At 38.6% G+C, this 17,940-nt stretch carries 13 protein-coding genes; 9 read left to right on the top strand and 4 right to left on the bottom strand.

What is annotated here, in order from left to right:
• Positions 1–12 precede the first annotated feature (12 nt).
• The 4 genes from AA0017_RS16650 (at position 13) to AA0017_RS16635 (ending at position 3,971) form a co-directional block, all read left to right on the top strand.
• Complete coding sequence (locus tag AA0017_RS16650; protein WP_413376258.1) at positions 13–1,497, top strand: tagaturonate reductase; 1,485 nt, start codon at positions 13–15, stop codon at positions 1,495–1,497.
• An 88-nt stretch (positions 1,498–1,585) separates the two neighbouring features.
• On the top strand, positions 1,586–2,572 hold the full coding sequence (locus AA0017_RS16645) for a rhamnogalacturonan acetylesterase (RefSeq protein ID WP_413376256.1): 987 nt from the start codon (positions 1,586–1,588) through the stop codon (positions 2,570–2,572).
• Positions 2,573–2,815: 243 nt separating this feature from the next.
• Positions 2,816–3,349, top strand: a complete 534-nt coding sequence (locus tag AA0017_RS16640) for a DUF6241 domain-containing protein (protein WP_413382663.1) — start codon at positions 2,816–2,818, stop codon at positions 3,347–3,349.
• Positions 3,350–3,644: 295 nt separating this feature from the next.
• Positions 3,645–3,971 carry a hypothetical protein gene (locus tag AA0017_RS16635; protein ID WP_413376254.1) on the top strand — a complete coding sequence of 109 codons (327 nt, stop codon included), beginning with the start codon at positions 3,645–3,647 and terminating at the stop codon, positions 3,969–3,971.
• Positions 3,972–4,140: 169 nt separating this feature from the next.
• On the opposite strand, the gene AA0017_RS16630 is transcribed toward AA0017_RS16635, so the two are convergent.
• Positions 4,141–5,781, bottom strand: a complete 1,641-nt coding sequence (locus tag AA0017_RS16630) for a multicopper oxidase family protein (RefSeq protein WP_413376253.1) — start codon at positions 5,779–5,781, stop codon at positions 4,141–4,143.
• A 782-nt stretch (positions 5,782–6,563) separates the two neighbouring features.
• On the opposite strand from AA0017_RS16630, the gene AA0017_RS16625 reads away from it, so the two are divergent.
• Positions 6,564–7,832 carry an MFS transporter gene (locus AA0017_RS16625; RefSeq protein WP_413376251.1) on the top strand — a complete coding sequence of 423 codons (1,269 nt, stop codon included), beginning with the start codon at positions 6,564–6,566 and terminating at the stop codon, positions 7,830–7,832.
• Positions 7,833–8,067: 235 nt separating this feature from the next.
• Positions 8,068–9,261, top strand: coding sequence for an ornithine--oxo-acid transaminase (locus tag AA0017_RS16620; protein ID WP_413376249.1), 1,194 nt, complete (start codon positions 8,068–8,070; stop codon positions 9,259–9,261).
• Between the two features lie 219 nt (positions 9,262–9,480).
• Here AA0017_RS16620 and pruA read toward each other — a convergent pair whose 3' ends face one another.
• Both pruA and AA0017_RS16610 read right to left on the bottom strand, forming a co-directional pair.
• Positions 9,481–11,031: an L-glutamate gamma-semialdehyde dehydrogenase gene (gene pruA, locus AA0017_RS16615; RefSeq protein ID WP_413376247.1), complete on the bottom strand. Its 1,551-nt coding sequence runs from the start codon at positions 11,029–11,031 to the stop codon at positions 9,481–9,483.
• A 562-nt stretch (positions 11,032–11,593) separates the two neighbouring features.
• On the bottom strand, positions 11,594–13,171 hold the full coding sequence (locus AA0017_RS16610; RefSeq protein WP_413376245.1) for a sigma-54 interaction domain-containing protein: 1,578 nt from the start codon (positions 13,169–13,171) through the stop codon (positions 11,594–11,596).
• A gap of 421 nt (positions 13,172–13,592) precedes the next feature.
• Between AA0017_RS16610 and AA0017_RS16605 the strand changes: the two genes are divergently transcribed.
• From AA0017_RS16605 to AA0017_RS16595, 3 genes are all read left to right on the top strand, one after another.
• On the top strand, positions 13,593–14,516 hold the full coding sequence (locus AA0017_RS16605; RefSeq protein ID WP_413376243.1) for a proline dehydrogenase family protein: 924 nt from the start codon (positions 13,593–13,595) through the stop codon (positions 14,514–14,516).
• Positions 14,517–14,539: 23 nt separating this feature from the next.
• A complete protein-coding gene (gene rpoN, locus AA0017_RS16600) occupies positions 14,540–15,889 on the top strand; it encodes an RNA polymerase factor sigma-54 (protein ID WP_413376241.1) in 1,350 nt (449 codons plus the stop codon).
• A gap of 533 nt (positions 15,890–16,422) precedes the next feature.
• Positions 16,423–17,007 carry a hypothetical protein gene (locus tag AA0017_RS16595; RefSeq protein ID WP_413376239.1) on the top strand — a complete coding sequence of 195 codons (585 nt, stop codon included), beginning with the start codon at positions 16,423–16,425 and terminating at the stop codon, positions 17,005–17,007.
• A gap of 429 nt (positions 17,008–17,436) precedes the next feature.
• Here AA0017_RS16595 and AA0017_RS16590 read toward each other — a convergent pair whose 3' ends face one another.
• A complete protein-coding gene (locus AA0017_RS16590; RefSeq protein WP_413376237.1) occupies positions 17,437–17,637 on the bottom strand; it encodes a hypothetical protein in 201 nt (66 codons plus the stop codon).
• Positions 17,638–17,940 lie beyond the last annotated feature (303 nt).

The raw sequence follows: 17,940 nt of genomic DNA, 5'->3' as shown, positions 1-17,940 counted from the left end.
GGGAGGCCAATTATGGATAAGACGGAAACAAAACGATTAACAAAAAAAGCAGTTAATTTAGATTTTGTGCAAGGCAATGAGACGATTGTGCAAATTGGTGAAGGGAATTTTATGCGTGGCTTTCTCGACTGGATGTTTCACCAACTTCATCAAAAGGGATTATATGATGGAACGGTTGCCACGATTCAACCGACACCGCATGGGAAGATAGTTCCAGTATTAGAAGCACAAGATGCTTTATACACGACCATTTTACGTGGCAAGTTAGACGGCGAGATAGTCGATGATGCGGAGTTAATTCAATCGATTTCTAGAGGGATTAATCCATATAGTGATTGGGATGAAGTGTTGAAACTTGCTTATTCCCCACATGTGAAATGGATGTTTTCTAATACAACGGAAGCGGGTCTCGTCTATCAAAAAGAAGACTATGAACGAGGGAAGTCCCCGCTATCGTTTCCAGGGAAAGTGACCGCCTTTTTATATGAACGCTTCCTCTATTTTGATGGAGCGCATGAGGCTGGGATAAATCTCGTACCATGTGAATTAATTGAGGATAACGGCCAAGTCTTGAAACAAATTGTCAGACGAATCGCTTTTGATTGGGAGCTTCCTGACGCCTTTATGAAATGGGTCGATGAGGCGAATATTTTTTGCAATACATTAGTTGATCGGATTGTGACGGGATTTCCGCGTGGTGAGGAAGATGTTTGGGCTAAAAGGCTTGGATATGAAGATCATTTATTGACGGTGGCCGAACCCTATCATTTATTTGTGATTGAACCTGAGCGCCCAATTGCTAATGTCTTACCGTTTCAAGAAGCTGGCTTAAATGTAAAGTGGGAAAATACGGGTTATTATCGTGAGCTCAAAGTTCGTTTATTAAATGGGTTGCATACGATGATGTTTGCTGCTTGTTATTTGGCAGGAGAAAAGACCGTAAGTGGAGCACTAGCCAATCCGAAATTACGAACGTTTATTGAAGCAGGGTTAAAAGAGGAGTTGTTGCCAGTCGTTGCGGCAGAGGAAGCGGAAAAATTAGCCTACGCTGAAACGGTATTGGAACGTTTTGAGAATCCATTTTTAGCTCATCAATTAACCGATATTGGGATGAATGCGATTTATAAATTTCAAACGAGACTCCTACCGACATTAGCAGCTTACGAGCAGCAAAATGAGGAGCCCAAACGTCTATTATTTAGTTTAGCTGCCTTGCTTGTTTATATGAAACCAGTTGGAAAAGATGGAGCGTTTTTAAAAGGAGATTTTGGTGGAACAAGCTATACAATTCGTGAAAATGAAGGAACGATGAGTTTATTAGAAGAGCAATGGTCAAGTTTCGATAACGGCTCCCAGTCGCTTGAAGAGACGGTTTCTTTATTGCTGCAAGCAGAAGAGCTATGGGGACAGGATTTAAGTCACTATTGTAAACTAGTTAGTCTATATGTTGACGCTTTATTAAATAATGGAGCTTTGTCGGTTATCGAAAGTTTGTAGAATGATAGGGGCAGAGTGTTTTAAGGACTTGAAGTCGTTTGAGACAGGGAAGCCCAAATTATTTAATAAAAAATATAGGAGCTAAGCAATGAAATTTACATTTAAATCGATTGCTGATCAACGTCAATTTTCCCCTCTTTCAGTCAATGCTTGTTTTAAACTAACAAGTGGGGAGCATTTTTTACCAGGTCAATACCATGATGAACAAGTGCCGTCCTTTTTAATCAGTGTTCCAAAAGGGATTTATCAATTAAAAGCCGAAGTTGAGCCACATACGACCGTTAAGCTTCTGACCGGTCAGCTTGCACTTTCGCCAAGAAAAGAAGCTTTTATTATGACAAATGATGTGTATGTAGAGCACGATCAATTTGAAATAGCTTGGTGGGGAAATGGTGTTGCTTCGTTAGAATTGGTCCCAATAAAGTTGTCCCATAGAAAAATGGTCTTAATTGGTGATTCAACGATGTCTGAGCATCCGCCAGGTCATTATCCACAGTATGGTTGGGGGCAATTACTTGCGGAGCAATTGCGAGACTACCCAACATTAAATATTGCTCAGTCAGGTCGGAGTTCCAAAAGTTTTCGAGAAGAAGGCCATTTCCAACGAGCCCTACAGCATCTTGAAGCAGATGATTTGCTTCTTATTCAATTTGGCCATAATGACCAGAAAACGGATCAGCGTGGGACAACACCAGAAGAATTTAAGCTCAATCTCAAACAATATGTTGAGGAAGCGAGAAATAAAGGAGCCGTTCCTGTGTTGCTTTCTCCGGTACAGCGTCGTTATTTTTCAGAAGGTGGAAAAATACTCAATCCGCATCAAGGTTATGATGAGAAGGTAGCTGAGTTAGCAAGCGAAGAAGAAGTCGACTTTATTGATTTAACGAAATTGAGTTCAGAAGCTTATCAAAGGCTTGGTAAAGAGGAGTCGAAAAAATGGTTTATGTGGCTCAAGCCGGGGGAAGCACCTAATTACCCAGAAGGAAATGAAGATAATACACATTTTTCAGAGAACGGGGCGAGAGCGATTTCTGGGATTGTGATCTCTGAACTTCAGAAGCAAAATCTATTATAAAGACGTTCCAAATGACTTATTAGCTTAGGCTAGTAAGTTTTTTGAATTAAGCAGGAAATGAAAGCATCAAAGAAGAAGAAATGTAGAGTGACAAAGCTTGAGCGAATCGACTTCATATACGAGGTCATGATTTTGCTAATATGAAACGAAATAGGACTAATCGAAAATGATTGAGCAGGTCGTATTAATTCAAGGACTGATTGAAATGAGCGAAATTGAGAAATGAGTTGGGACTGATTGAATGTGAAGAAACCGTTTGTAGTCATGATTATCTTAGTAGCAGTCGGAGCTATCATTTATTTTCCTTTTTATCAAAATAGTGAAGAACCCGATAGTGTCGAAAGTAGAGAGCCTATAGAAACGGCAGCACTAAATACAGAAGAAACAGTGGAAGATGAAACTGAACCAATTATTCAAGCGATCGAGGGTGAAGATATCGAAGCCCTTCTGCCTTTAGCGATGAGTGAAGAAAGTGTTCAAAACCGAATTCATCACATGTCGCACGGTTATATTCACGCCCGGCAAAAATGGGGGAAGTTTGAGGTAACCCAAGAGCGGCTTGAGAGATTAATAGAAGTGATTGAAGAGAATGACTATGAAAATGAAGAGCTTTATTTAGAAATATTAACACGTTGGACAGATGGAGACTTCTCAAAGGCGGTAGAAGATCATAATGCAATTTGGCGTTTACAAAATGGTACAGTTGGTGAAGCCCTTCGTCTCTTAAGTGCAGATGAAAGAGAAAAGTATCAGGAGCAACATTTTGACCAAGAATAGGCGATTGATTTAATGGTAGCGTAGTTCCTCATGCAGAGCGGAACTACGTTTTTTATTGTCTTTATTTTTAAAGCATTAAACAGGTTGAAATCGGTTATATATCGACATCCACCTACATAATGATAAGAAGGAACTTTTACTGATAGTAAATAAACAGTATGTATTAATTGTTTTGTGACATTCTTAATGTTAAAGGAAATGTCACTATATTTATTCTAGCTACGTCCGTTAGAAGCTCGAGAAAAATAGGTTCTGGATGAACGGACTTCGCTTTATTTTAAAAAGGGGTGATAAGATGACAGAAGAAGTAAATCCTCAATTAGAAAGCAATGATGCGGGCCCTAGTCGTGTGATGAAATGGATTTTTGGTGGTCTTGAAGCATTTTGGGGAATTCCATTTATTGGTGGTCTCATTATTCTTTCGCTTGCGTGGATTCCTCTTGGGATCATGTTGATTTTACATATTATTGGATTAGTTTTTGCCTCTAAAGAAAACAGAAGTAAAACGGGTCATATTTTAGGAATCTTAGCATCAGCACTCGGATGGATTCCAGGCGTAGGAATGATTTTGCATATTTTAGCGGCGATTTTCCTTATGATTGAAGCTGGGAAAAATAATTAAACAAATTGGTTGAAGGTTCTGTATCAATAAAATATATAAGTCCGTCGATGAGGAGTTTAGGAGCCTTTCATCGACTTTTTTTATGGGAATTAATTCTTTGAGGTAAATAGAAAAAACAGCTGATTTTAACTTCAGCTGTCTCGACAAAATCCGGGAGGTACCACCTCGCTTAATGCTCACCGTGATCGATAGGTGGATTCGGTCTAGGTCTTGGCCTTTCAATCGGTGTCCCATTATCGTGGCCGTACCCGTGTCCTGGAGGCATTGGACTCGGGTTGTTATCGGTTGGGTCGACAACTCTCATTGGTCGCATCATATCGTAATCTTCATGTTCTAAAATATGACAATGCCATACATACAGGCCTGCATATGGAGTAAATCGGCAAATGAGCTTCGTGATTTGACCAGCAGGAGCTGCAATGGTATCTTTCCAGCCTCGCTCATTTTCCTTCGGAGGAATGAGTGGGCCGATAAGTTGGATTTCTCCGGTTTCATTATATAAAGGTAAATCAAACGCTTGATGGCCGATCACTTGAAATTGAATTAAATGAATATGCACAGGGTGTGGAAAATTGGTCACATTTATGATATTCCATATCTCAGTAGCTCCAAGCTTTGGGTTTTCTGTGATTGGGTCATGCCAAAAATGATTATCTAATAAAAGGAGTGCTCGACCGATATCATCGACACCACCATTTAGTGTCAAATTTCGGATCTTCGTTACGTCATTTTGTCTTAAACAAGGAATCGTTGATAGATGCTTTGGGAGCCGGCTTCTATCACGCCCTTTGAGAGGTAAGATCACTCGAAATTGCATAATATCAGCAATGGGGTTTTCTGGGTCCGCATTTGGCCCGAGGTTATTTCTTAAGGTGATCGTTTCCCCCACGTGTTTTGAAAAGTCGATAATCACTTCAATTCGTTCAGCGGGCTCGAACTCGAATTCTTTTAGAGGAACTGTTCTTCTCAATAATCCGCCATCAGAAGCAATTTGATAAAAGGTTTGATCGCTATCTAGGAAAAGTGTGTACCCTCGTGAGTTCGAACCATTTAAAAGTCGAAAGCGATATTTTCTAGGCTCTACTTCTAAATAAGGCCAAACCTTTCCATTGACTAAGATTGTATTTCCCCCAAAAAAAGGGACGATACAAGGATCTGGAAAATTGGGTCCAGGATTATTGGGTTGTCTAGGGTAAAATAAGGAACCATCCTCTTCATTAAAAGTACGATCTTGAATTAAGAGGGGAATATCATAGTCTCCACTTGGCAACTTTAATCTATCTTCATCCTTATCGTGAAGTAAATATAGCCCTTCTAAACCAGCATAAACATTTAATCTGGTAATGCCCATCGCATGATCGTGATACCATAATGTTGCCGCCCTTTGTGCATTCGGATATTCATAGATTTCCCGTTCAAATAATGGCCCCTTTTGTTCGAACCCTCGTGTATACCAAGCTTCTGGATAACCATCACTATCTGCTCTTGTTTCAGCTCCGTGTAAATGAACGACTGTACGAACTTCTGGCTCCATATCGAGATGGTGGATCGATTTATCTATCGGTAAAAAATGTCTGTCAGGCAAGTTGTTGATCCATTTGACGTGAACTGGTTGGTGTCTTTGGGCATGGATCGTTGGCCCAGGGTATTGACCGTTATAGCCAAATAATTGTGTTGGCTCTAAATCTCTGTGAAGCTTCTGAGTAAATTCTGTCATTTCAATTTCATAATGAGCTCCTTTATCATCAACATGTGTAGGTTGTGCTGCCTCCATAATCGGAAGGGTGTCGACAAATTTTTCTAACGCCATCAAGTTCAACTCCTGTTTCTAGGTATTAATCTATTTTATGAACGAGAGAAGATTGTGCTTAGGCAAATGCCAGGTGTAGATGAAAGTAAATATTTAATTTTTTTGTCGATGAAAAGCAGAGTAGTCATTAAGAGAATAAAAGTCTTAGACCAAATGAAGTTAAAAGTTGATCGAAAAAGAGGTGAAAGGGAATCAAAGGGGGGCAATGAAACCGGAAGCTGCTGAATCAGAGGGGCAAAGGGAATCGAAGGCGACCAATGAAGCCGGAAGCCGCTGAATCCAAGAGGCAAAGGGAATCAAAGCCCGTTAATGAAGTCAAAAGCCGCTGAATCAGAGGGGCAAAGGGAATCGAAGGCGACCAATGAAGTCAAAAGCCGCTGGATCCAAGAGGCAAAGGGAATCAAAGGGTGGCAATGAAGCCAAAAGCCGACAAATCAAAGCCGCAAAGGGAATCAAAGGCCACCAATGAAGCCAAAGTCCGACAAATCAAAGCCACAAAGGGAATCAAAGAGAGCGAATGAAACTAAAAACCGATCTGAAAAGGGTACAAAGCCATTATTCAAACTAATGAATATACGAATTGATCACTTGTCTTTCCAATATATTAATCTAGATTATTTCGTGGTAAATATATAGAATAAAGGAAGTGAGAATTTAGAAAAATTAACCAAACGATTGGCGAGGTTTAAATGTGGAGTTTCTTTTTGTTTGTAGCTCTTTTTATAGGATGTTGAATCATTATTTAATATTTCGCTATTTCGTTAATGAAAGGATTGATCGAAGTGTCAGAACAATCAGCATTGTCTGTTGGGGAAAGTGACTCATTTTCACAGCAGCAAGAAAAAGTATATAAACGTACATTGTGGATTGTCGTTATTTCACAAATTTTTGGTGGAGCTGGTTTGGCGGCTGGAATTACGGTTGGGGCATTACTGGCACAGGAAATGCTTGGTACAGATGCATATGCTGGGTTGCCAATAGCGTTATTTACATTAGGATCAGCATTAGCGGCTTATGTAGTCGGTCGTTCTACGCAACAATTTGGACGCCGCTTAGGATTATCCCTAGGCTTTTTTACTGGAGGAGTAGGAGCAATTGGGGTTGTTTTTGCGGCTCTTTTTGGTCAAATATGGCTATTATTTCTTTCTTTATTTATATATGGAGCGGGGACAGCGACTAATTTACAAGCCCGATATGCGGGAACAGACTTAGCTAAACCGAGACAACGAGCAACGGCGATTAGCATAGCGATGGTTTTTACGACCTTTGGAGCGGTTGCAGGACCAAATCTTGTCAGTGTTATGGGGAATTTTGCTGAGCGGATGGGGATTCCTTCCCTTGCTGGTCCTTTTATTTTGGCAGCTGTAGCTTTTCTGTTAGCTGGACTTGTTATTTTTGTCTTGTTAAGACCGGATCCTTTTCTTTTAGCGAAGAAAATAGAAAAGGAAAAGAATGAGCGTAAAACGGAGGAGCAACGGGCGAACGAGCCTGTTGAAATTTTTAATAAAAAAGGTGTGATTGCTGGGGCAACTGTAATGGTATCCACCCAAATTGTAATGGTCGCGATTATGACAATGACACCTGTTCATATGGGACATCATGGGCATGGTTTAAGTGAAATTGGATTAGTGATTGCGGTTCACGTAGCGGCGATGTATTTGCCATCTTTAGTTACAGGAGTATTGGTGGATAAAATTGGACGGAAGATAATGGTGCTGGCTGCGGGCGTGACGTTAATTTTAGCGGGGGGCTTTGCCGCGTTTGGACCTGCAGATTCCTTAATGAATTTAATGATTGCTCTTGCTTTGTTAGGGTTAGGTTGGAATTTTGGACTAATAAGTGGAACAACGATCATTGTTGATGCAACAACAGCGACAACTCGGGCTAAGACTCAAGGAACTGTTGATGTTCTAATTGCTTTAGCAGGAGCATCTGGTGGAGCGCTTTCAGGGATGGTTGTGGCTCATTCAAGTTATGCCACGTTATCATTAGCAGGTGGTGTTTTAGCCTTTTTATTCATTCCATTTGTCGTGTGGATGTTAAGAAGGTAGGTAGTGGCAGGGAGTGGTTTCGCATTTTTATGATAATAAATAAAGGGCATTAGGTTGTTGGTATCGTTTCCTAGCAAATTTCCTTCCGAATAAGAGGAGAACGGTCACTCGAAATGGAATACATAATAAAGAGATAAAATGGTAAGATGTTTCGACTTTATGTATGAACATGAGGCCGGTTTGGATAGGAAGGACTTGGAACTACTTAACGAAAAGAAGTAGGAGGTTTTTACACATGTCAGCAACTTCAGAGATTCTAAAAAAGACAGAAAAATATGGGGCTCATAATTATCATCCACTACCTGTTGTGCTCAATAAGGGAGAAGGAGTCTGGGTTTGGGATCCAGAGGGCAATCGATACTTGGATATGCTTAGTGCCTATTCGGCGGTTAACCAAGGGCATTGCCATCCTAAGATCACTCAAGCCCTAAAGGCTCAGGCGGATAACATTACTTTAACATCAAGAGCTTTTCATAACGATCAACTTGCTCCTTTTTATGAAAAAGTAGCCCACTTAACGAAAAAAGAAATGATTTTGCCAATGAATACAGGGGCAGAGGCGGTTGAAACAGCGGTGAAAGCTGCGAGACGATGGGCCTATGATATAAAAGGCGTGAAAGAAAATCAAGCCGAGATTATTGTTTGTGAAGAGAACTTTCACGGGCGAACGATGACAGCCGTTTCGCTTTCTTCAAATGAAGAGTATAAAAGAGGATTTGGACCAATGTTACCTGGTATTAAGGTTATTCCGTATGGCGATCTAAATGCTTTAAAAGAGGCAATTACGGAAAATACAGCTGCTTTTCTATTAGAGCCAATTCAAGGAGAAGCAGGGATTATTGTCCCTAAAGAGGGTTTCTTAAAAGAAGCTTTTCAAGTTTGCCAGGAGCAAAATGTTCTTTTCATTGCCGATGAAATTCAAGTCGGGCTAGGGAGAACGGGAAAAATGTTTGCTTGTGACTGGGAAGATGTTGAGCCAGATATGTATATTTTAGGGAAAGCCCTCGGTGGTGGGGTATTTCCGATTTCAGTAGTAGCGGCTAATCAAAACATTTTAGGGGTATTTGAACCTGGGTCACATGGGTCAACTTTTGGTGGAAACCCACTAGCGTGTGCGGTTTCAATCGCGGCTCTCGATGTGATTGAGGAAGAGAAATTGGCCTGGCGTTCGTTTGAGCTAGGCGAATATTTGAAATCTGAACTAGTGAAAATAGACAATCCTCTTATTAAAGAAGTTCGTGGAAAAGGTTTATTTATCGGAGTTGAGCTGACAGTACCAGCTAGAAAATATTGTGAGTCGTTAAAAGAAGAAGGCCTTTTATGTAAGGAAACACATGAAAAAGTCATTCGCTTTGCCCCGCCACTAGTTATAAAAAAAGAAGAGTTGGACTGGGCCCTTGAGCGGATTAAAAAGGTATTGAGTAGTTGAGCTGGTTTGAAGGATAAAGTAGAAGAATAGTATTAAAGAAGCTTGTGGGTGATGGTTTTGTACCACTTACAAGCTTCTTTTGTTGTTTGAAGGCCTTTTTAAATGAAGGGTTATACGCCCTGTAATATGAACGCTCATCAACCGAAAAAAGGCTTCTCAAAAGGCGATGTAGCCTTTTGAGATAGTCCTTTCTAGCTAACATTAAATGAATATTAATTCTTATAAAGCATCTGAAACGGTTTTTGGTTGTAAGAATAATAATAAATGATCGGGTCCGCCTGCTTTAGAGTCTGTACCAGACATATTAAATCCACCAAATGGTTGATAACCAACAATGGCCCCTGTACAACTACGGTTGAAATAAAGGTTGCCGACATGGAACTCATGACGAGCTCTTTCAAGGTGTTCACGGTTATTAGAGATAATCGCTCCTGTTAGCCCGTACTCTGTGTTATTAGCAATTTCTAAAAGTTCATCAAAATCCTTCGCTTTTGAGAAGGCGACAACCGGTCCGAAAATTTCTTCTTGCATAAGTCGTGCATCTGGGGCAACGTCTGCAAATACGGTTGGATTCACAAAGTATCCTGTTGAATTATCGCCTGTTCCGCCTATCATTAGTTTCCCTTCAGAAGACCCAATTTCAATATATTGCTTCACTTTATCAAAAGCGGCCTGGTCATTAACTGGGCCCATATAGTTTGTATAATCAGTAGGATCACCAACGGTTAATTTCTCTGTTTCTGCGACAACTTTTTCTAACACTTCATCATAGACATCCTCGTGTATAACGGCTCTTGAGCAAGCTGAACATTTTTGTCCAGAGAAACCAAACGCCGATTGTACAATCGATTGGACAGCTGTTTCGATATTGCTGTCGTTATCAACGATGATTGTATCTTTTCCGCCCATTTCAATCGCTACACGTTTGAACCACTTTTGGCCAGGATGTACTTTTGCAGCCCGTTCATAAATGCGTACGCCAACATCTTTGGAACCTGTGAAGTTAACAAAAGCCGTTTTCGGATGGTCAACTAAATAGTCACCGATTTCAGAACCGCTACCTGGAATGAAGTTGACCACTCCTGCTGGCAGTCCTGCTTCTTCTAAGATCTCCATAAACTTATAAGCGATAACAGGAGTTGTACTTGCTGGTTTTAAAAGAACGGTATTACCAGCGACAACGGGTGCAATCGTCGTTCCTGCCATAATCGCAAAGGCGAAATTCCAAGGAGAAATCGTTACTCCAACTCCTAATGGAATGTAGTTGTATTGATTATGCTCGACTTGTTCACGACTGTGAATTTTGACGCCATCTTTTAAAGAAAGCATTTGTCTGCCATAATATTCGAGGAAGTCGATTCCTTCCGCTGTATCGGCATCCGCTTCTTTCCACGGTTTCCCAGCTTCATAAACAAGATAAGCTGAAAATTCATGTTTTCTTTTACGAATTAATCCTGCCGCACGGAAAAGAATCGCCGCACGTGACTCAGCTGACCAAGTTTTCCACGTTTTAAAAGCTTCTTGAGCCGCTTCATGGGCTTGCTCCGCATGATCGCGAGATGCTTTTGAAACATAGCCGACAATTTCTTTATGATTGGATGGGTTCTCCGAAACAATTTTATCCTCGGTAAAAATTTTCTTCCCACCAATTACAATCGGATATTCTTTTCCTAATTCTTTCTTTACTAATGTTAAAGCTTCCTTAAATGCTGCTTGATTGGTGCTATCGCTAAAATCTGTAAATGGTTCATGTTTGTAATCCCAAGTCATGAGAGATCATCCTTTCGATTTCGAATTTTAAGTAAAGCTTAAAGACAAATATTTTTTATGAATTTTGTCTATTTGATTGTCTAATGAACTATTATGCAATTTATATGCCAACTTTTTTATTTAACGAACCAAGAAGTGTTCATTGCTGACAGATAGCTTTCTATTAAAATATAATGATTTATTTTAATGTAATCGTTTAATATGATTTATACATAAGTGTAAATGTTTAGACAGTTTTGTTTATTTATTTGACTAAAAACAGATTTGCTGGCTGAATAACTAGTAAAAAAATCAGAAAATATAAAAAATTAGGAGAAAAACTGTTTTAAAGCTCTGAAGTACTATGGGATTTTTAGATTGAAAGATAAATAATGTAGGAAAAGTCAGGAGCAACAAAGGGGGAAAGGCCAATTAAATTCAAGCTTTAGGCAGCAAAGTCATTCAATGTTTTTTAGGTAGGTAAATAAGAACAAAAAACTAATCCGGAAGATAGCCGAAGAAAAGAGGTTATCATTCCGGATTATTTACAAGGATACTTAGAATAGGTTATTAAAAAGGAACACTAGTTTAATTTGTATTTTTTCATTTTGTTATATAATGTGGCTCTTGATATTCCTAAGATTTTGGCAGCAGCAGAGCGGTTGCCGTATGTTTTGTCTAGGGCACTTACAATTTGCTCTTTATTAATAGAGTGACTAGTATCTTCTATAGTAGGAGTACTTTCACCTAGTGGCTCAGTAAGTTTCGTTTGTTGTGATTCGAAAAAATTTGGAGGCAGATGTTTAGCATTAATTGTATCAGTATCACTTCCGAGTATGACGAGACGTTCAATGATATTCCTCAACTGTCTAATGTTTCCTTGCCAACGGTGTTGCATAAAAGCATACATCACTTCCGAGTCGATATGTGGTGCTGGTGTTGAGTATTTAAAAGAAAACTCTTTCAAAAATAACTGGACGAGAGCTGGGACGTCCTCGATTCTTTCCCGTAGAGGAGGGACGTGAATCGCGATCACATTAAGGCGGTAGTAGAGGTCCTCTCTAAAGCGACCATTTAAAACCATTTGCTCAATATCACGATTCGTAGCCGTAATGATGCGAACGTCAAATGGGATCGATTCCGTTCCACCAACACGATAATATTGTTTTTCTTGAAGAACGCGTAATAATTTTACTTGGAGCTCCAGTGGCATCTCACCAACTTCATCTAAGAAGAGGGTACCCCCTTTTGCTAAATCAAATTTCCCCTTTTTACCTCCGCGTGCAGCTCCGGTAAAGGCCCCTTGTTCATAACCAAAAAGCTCACTTTCAAATAATGCATTCGGTATCGCTCCACAATTGATCGCAATAAAGGGCTTCTTGTTCCGTTTGCTTGCTTGGTGAGTACCTTCTGCAAAAAGCTCTTTACCGACCCCGCTTTCACCCGTAATTAGAACGGGGGCATCTGTACTAGCAACTTTTTTAGCTAATGTAATGGCTTCTTGTAATTTGGTACTTCTACCTTTTATTTTTTGAAAAGATGGCTCGGCTTGCCCATTTACATTCTGCTCTAAATCATGCAAGTAAGCCGTTGTTTCAGATAGGTGTTCATTTAGTTTCACCATATCGGTAATATCACGTTCAATGGAAAGACCGCCAATAATCTTATTGTCGACATAGACCGGTGCACTGTTAATGAGTACATGTACGTTCGGGCGTGGTTGATTGTATTGTTGATGAACACCAAGCTGCGTTTGCATGGTTGATAATAAAATAAGAGCTTCTTTCTCGAAAAAGTTGGTAATTGGTTGTCCGATAATTTCTTCTTTTTTTAGTCGATACATTTCTTCTGATTTGCGATTCCAAGCACTCACATTTCCGTTTGTGTCTGTAATCGCAATCGCATCTTCCACATTCGTCAGTAAAGTGTCGTAAAAGGCACTTATTTCTTTTGTATATTGAAAAAGCTTTAGGACAAAATCATCCATAGATACCCAGCCAACTAAGTTTCCTTCAACGTTTTCTAAAAGAAAATCCTGACCGAGTTCGAGCGTGGGCAAGTCAAGGATATGCAAATCCTCAGAAACTATTTTCATCTCATTGATTGGTAGACGTTCGGTTAATGGTTTAGCCATTTCCTTAAGTTGAAAAGCTGTTTTCAAATGAAAGCCCTCCTAAATGTAAACTCATTAAGACAAATGTGTATAACTATTTTCTTCATCATAAACAAAAATGTCTAATAATTCTATATCTTTTCGCTTTCAAATACAGGAAGTTTTTATCTTTTTTAATAGACAAAGAAAAAGACGGGAAAATCGGCATGAATTTTAAGAAGGAATAGTTTATTAGAAAAACAATTATTTGGCGCGGAATTTGCAATAGATAGAAGTATATAAGTTGTGGAAAAGGGACGTAGCACACACTTGCAAAGACTTTGTTTCATATTAAATCCAGCTACGTCCGTTAGAAGCTCGAGAAAAATCGCCCATCTGAATGAAGACAAAAAGCGTCTTCATCAGCTGTTCTTATTTTTTCTCACTTCTGAGCAAACGGACTTCGCTTTATATTAAAGGAGGAATTGGTATGATGGTGGTTGAAAAGGTTTCGCGGAATTTCTTTTTGTTTTTATCGCATAATCGATTGATTAGTAGTGGGGCAAAAAAATGGGGCTTGAAATTTGGCGCTTCCCAAGTTGTGGCAGGAGTTGCGATTGAAGAAATGATTGAATCATTAAAAGAATTAAATCAAAAAGGACTTGTTTGTACAGTCGATCATTTAGGCGAGTATGTGCAGAGTAAAGAAGAAGCTTTAGAGTCAACAGCTATGGCGATTCAGACGCTTGAAGCGATTGCGTCTTCAGGAGTTTCTTCACATATGTCGGTCAAGCTGACCCAACTTGGACTTGATATAAATGCGGAATTTTGTTTAGAGAATATGAAGAAGATTGTCGGTGTAGCCAAAAAACATGATATCTTCATGAGGATTGATATGGAGGACTATACGAGGTGTCAGAAAACACTAGATATTTTAGCCGAGTTAAGGAAAGATTATGAAAATATTGGAACCGTGATTCAAGCTTATTTGCATCGAGCTGAAAAAGATGTAGACGAATTACAGGATCTTAGCTTACGATTAGTAAAAGGCGCTTATAAAGAGCCAGCCAAGGTTGCTTACCAAGAGAAAGAAAAAGTTGATGAGAATTATTTCAATATTATAAAAAAACATTTGTTAAATGGAAAATATACAGCAATTGCTTCCCATGATCATCATATAATTAAGAAGGTGAAAGCGTTTGCTAAAGAGAATAATATTCCTAAGTCACAGTTTGAGTTTCAAATGTTGTATGGCATGAGAACGGAAATGCAACAAAGTATTGCCGATGAAGGGTATACGATGAGAGTCTATGTACCGTTTGGGAAAGATTGGTATGGTTACTTTATGAGGAGATTAGCTGAGCGGCCGCAAAATGTAAAGTTTGCTCTCCGAGGACTCTTCTCAAACAAGTAAAATCTTGTAAGGAGTGAACGAGGATGCTTGATTTTAGTTTGGTTCAAAAGCAGCGTACTGACTTATATATGACAACAGAACTACGTCACGCCATATCCTTGCTTCAACTGTCAACGCATGAATTAATTGCTCATATTGAAGAACAAGCGTTAGAAAATCCATTATTGGAAGTTGAGTTGCAATCTGAAAAAGAGGCCACTAAAAATGACGAGTTTCAGCCGGATTATGAGGTGAGAAAAGCTCGACAATCAAGTGGAGTGGAAAGTGAGACAAATTGGCTTGAACAAATTTCTGAAGAGTCAACAGGTCTACATCCTTATTTAATTGAACAAGCTAGATTTTTGCCACTTACTAGTATTCAATTTGAGCAGCTATGTTATTTTATTAATCATTTAAACGATGATGGTTATTTATCCTATCCATTAGATGAATTGTGTTCAGAATTAAAAATATCAATTGAAGAGGCAGAGGAAATATTATCGACCTTACAGCAGTTTGAACCATACGGAGTTGGAGCAAGAACACTAAAGGAATGTTTGTTAATCCAATTGCAACAGTTAGAATCTCGTCATCTCTTAGTTGAGCAAATTGTCGTAGAGCATCTTGACAATTTGGCGAATAAGAGATGGAAGGAGATTGCCAAAAGTTGTTCGATAAATCTTTTAGAAGTGCAACAAGCTTATGACTTCATACAGCAACTTCAGCCGAGGCCAGGTTTAAATTTTCAATCAAGTTTAACGAGATATGTAACTCCAGATGTGAGTGTTTATTTAGATAAAGAGACAAATGAAGTTAAAGTCCATGTTCATATGGAGAGAATCCCACGTATCACGGTGAATCAGCAATATGTAAAGATGATGCATAATCCAAATGAAGATGTGACTAAATATGTTCGCTTGAAGCATGAAGAAGTAAAATGGCTGTTAACGAGTATTGAAAAAAGACAATCCACATTAAAAAGAGTAACGGAAGTGATTGTTCGTCATCAAGCTGATTTTATTTTCAAAAATGCTTCTTTAAGGCCTCTTATTTTAAAGGATGTAGCAGATGAGCTAGAGATTCATGAATCTACAGTGAGTCGGGTGACAAGTAATAAATATTTACAATCGCCAAAAGGATTATTGGAATTGAAAGCTTTTTTTTCATCGGCTGTAAGTTCTAATCGAGAGGATTCAGCAAACACATCTGAATCGATAAAGCAGTTATTAAAGCAGTTGATTGCAAAAGAAAATAAAGAAAAGCCATTGTCTGATCAGAAATTGGTCGACTATTTGCAAAAGGAACACCAAATTGAAATATCGAGAAGAGCGATTGCTAAATATCGTAATGAATTGAGGATACCGTCTTCTAGCAAACGAAAACGATATGCCTAGTTGAGGAATGGTTTTATTGTAAATGAATGAAATAAGGTCTAAAACTTCTATTCGAAGCATTTGCTTTTTGATATAGAAGTTTTTTTATAGAGTTGAAACAAAAAGGTGTTGATAAACGTATAATTAATAGGTTGCTTATAGAAATTATTTTTTAATGGAAGAGTGTAGGGGTCTATTTATTTTTGTTCGTCTAATGTTATAAAAGGCACATCATGTAAAAGTAAAAAAAAGATAGTAATCTTATCGATAGTTATGTAGAATGTATGTATTATTTAATTTGAAAAAAATAGGTTATTTTATCAATGTTGTCAATTTATGTGAATGGAAATTTGTGTCTTGTTTATGGTGTATCTGTAGGGCTCCCAATTCTTCTACTTGGGGAATATCCGTCTTAAGGCTGAGAACCAATCACCCTCAAGATTGTTCTCTTTATCTTTTTTATTGATGATAATGTAAGAGGGAAAATTGTTTTGCATTCATTCTATTTTATTTATTTTATTAAGCCTTTAATTGAGGAGCAAGGGTTGATTTCTATGAGGAAAAGATATATTTATATTTTATTATCTGACACAGGTACTTTATTTGCAAAGGCCATCAGACTGTATACAAAAGAACAATTGAATCATGTTTCGATTTCATTTAATAAAGAACTTACTGAGGTTTATAGCTTTGGAAGGAAGCGCCCACATAATCCATTTGTTGGTGGATTTGTGAAAGAAGATATGCACTCATTTATTTTTCAAAGAGCTAATTGTGAAGTCTATCGTTGTGAGGTTAGTGAACGTGATTTTGAGCGAATGAAACGGAAAGTGGAGCAAATTTCGATTCAACGCGAAATGTATCGGTATAATATTCTTGGTATGATTGCTTTAATGTGTAAATATGATTTTAAGCGCAAAAATGCATTTTTCTGTTCTCAGTTTGTAGCGACCGTATTAAATGAAGGGGAAGTTCCGATTGCGAAGTTTTCACCGAACTTAATGCAACCACGTCATTTTCCAGAATCAGAATACTTAGAGCAAATTTTCGCCGGTAAAGTAGGCTATTATCCATATTTAGAAGAAAACAAACGAATAGAACTATTCCTAAAACCAAGCCGATTTGAGAAGAGTGTCTGAGAAATGGGCAATGGGTTAGTGAAAAGGTATCAAGTCATATTAAAAGATATAGTTAAAATAATGGAGACTATTTTAAAAGGTCATGTGACTCATTGAGTAGTCTCTTTTGTTGAGTGAAAAAGGATACGAAAAATTTGTGAATGGCAATAAAATAGTGTAGTCGCACTGGCCCGTACGTTTTAGGAAGAGCGAATTAATTCATATTATAATCTGGAAAGAAGTCTTTTTGTCTTTTTTGATAGAAAATGAAACTTATTCGAGCGGTGACTGATCTTTCATTTGATAATATTAAAAAAGGGGCTGGACCCTCAAAGGTCATTTTCATCACCTTTTGGGACAGCCCCATTTTTTAAAAGTCTCTCTCCTTTAGTTCGTTTCTTTCGCTGACACGATCATTTTTGCTTGCTTTCTTGCCGCTATGGGGGTGTTTTATTTGTATCCTCCGCCATAGCCGCCTCCAAAGCCACCACCGCCGCAGCAGATAATGATGAAGAGGAAGAGTACGATCACAATGGCAATACCGAATCCGCCACCACCATAGCCACCGCCGTAGCCACCACCATAGCAAGGAGGAGGTGGAGGAGGAGGACAATAGTTATATGGAGTATAACCGCCACCATAAAATCCCATGAATGAACACCACCTTTTATTGTTTCAGTAAGAAACTCATAGCTTCTTGTAGTTTATTTTATGGTTGACAACCTTAAAGAGTGAAGGACGGTCATGAGATTGGGTATTTACCTAAAAGGACTTATATTTTTCGAAATTATGAAAAAACGTCTTGCAATTGTTGGAAATATCGGCTAAGATTTTGAATGTAATCAAACTAATTATTTTTAGAAAAGGAGGAGCGGGACAATGCGTACATTCATTACATTTGATCAATTTCATTATCACAACTGTATAAAAGTGCCGTCTCCTTTTCTTTGTATA

Origin of the sequence: Alkalihalobacillus phoenicis (assembly GCF_047302405.1) — a bacterium.
Classification (GTDB): domain Bacteria; phylum Bacillota; class Bacilli; order Bacillales; family Bacillaceae_D; genus Alkalihalobacillus.
This window is presented reverse-complemented; position numbering and strand designations above follow the sequence as displayed.

Bases quoted from the DNA above. Each gene is read 5' to 3' on its own strand.
- AA0017_RS16650 (WP_413376258.1), top strand. From the start codon at position 13: ATGGATAAGACGGAAACAAAACGATTAACAAAAAAAGCAGTTAATTTA.
- AA0017_RS16645 (WP_413376256.1), top strand. From the start codon at position 1,586: ATGAAATTTACATTTAAATCGATTGCTGATCAACGTCAATTTTCCCCT.
- AA0017_RS16635 (WP_413376254.1), top strand. From the start codon at position 3,645: ATGACAGAAGAAGTAAATCCTCAATTAGAAAGCAATGATGCGGGCCCT.
- AA0017_RS16630 (WP_413376253.1), bottom strand. From the start codon at position 5,781: ATGGCGTTAGAAAAATTTGTCGACACCCTTCCGATTATGGAGGCAGCA.
- AA0017_RS16620 (WP_413376249.1), top strand. From the start codon at position 8,068: ATGTCAGCAACTTCAGAGATTCTAAAAAAGACAGAAAAATATGGGGCT.
- pruA (WP_413376247.1), bottom strand. From the start codon at position 11,031: ATGACTTGGGATTACAAACATGAACCATTTACAGATTTTAGCGATAGC.
- AA0017_RS16605 (WP_413376243.1), top strand. From the start codon at position 13,593: ATGATGGTGGTTGAAAAGGTTTCGCGGAATTTCTTTTTGTTTTTATCG.
- rpoN (WP_413376241.1), top strand. From the start codon at position 14,540: ATGCTTGATTTTAGTTTGGTTCAAAAGCAGCGTACTGACTTATATATG.
- AA0017_RS16595 (WP_413376239.1), top strand. From the start codon at position 16,423: ATGAGGAAAAGATATATTTATATTTTATTATCTGACACAGGTACTTTA.
- AA0017_RS16590 (WP_413376237.1), bottom strand. From the start codon at position 17,637: ATGGGATTTTATGGTGGCGGTTATACTCCATATAACTATTGTCCTCCT.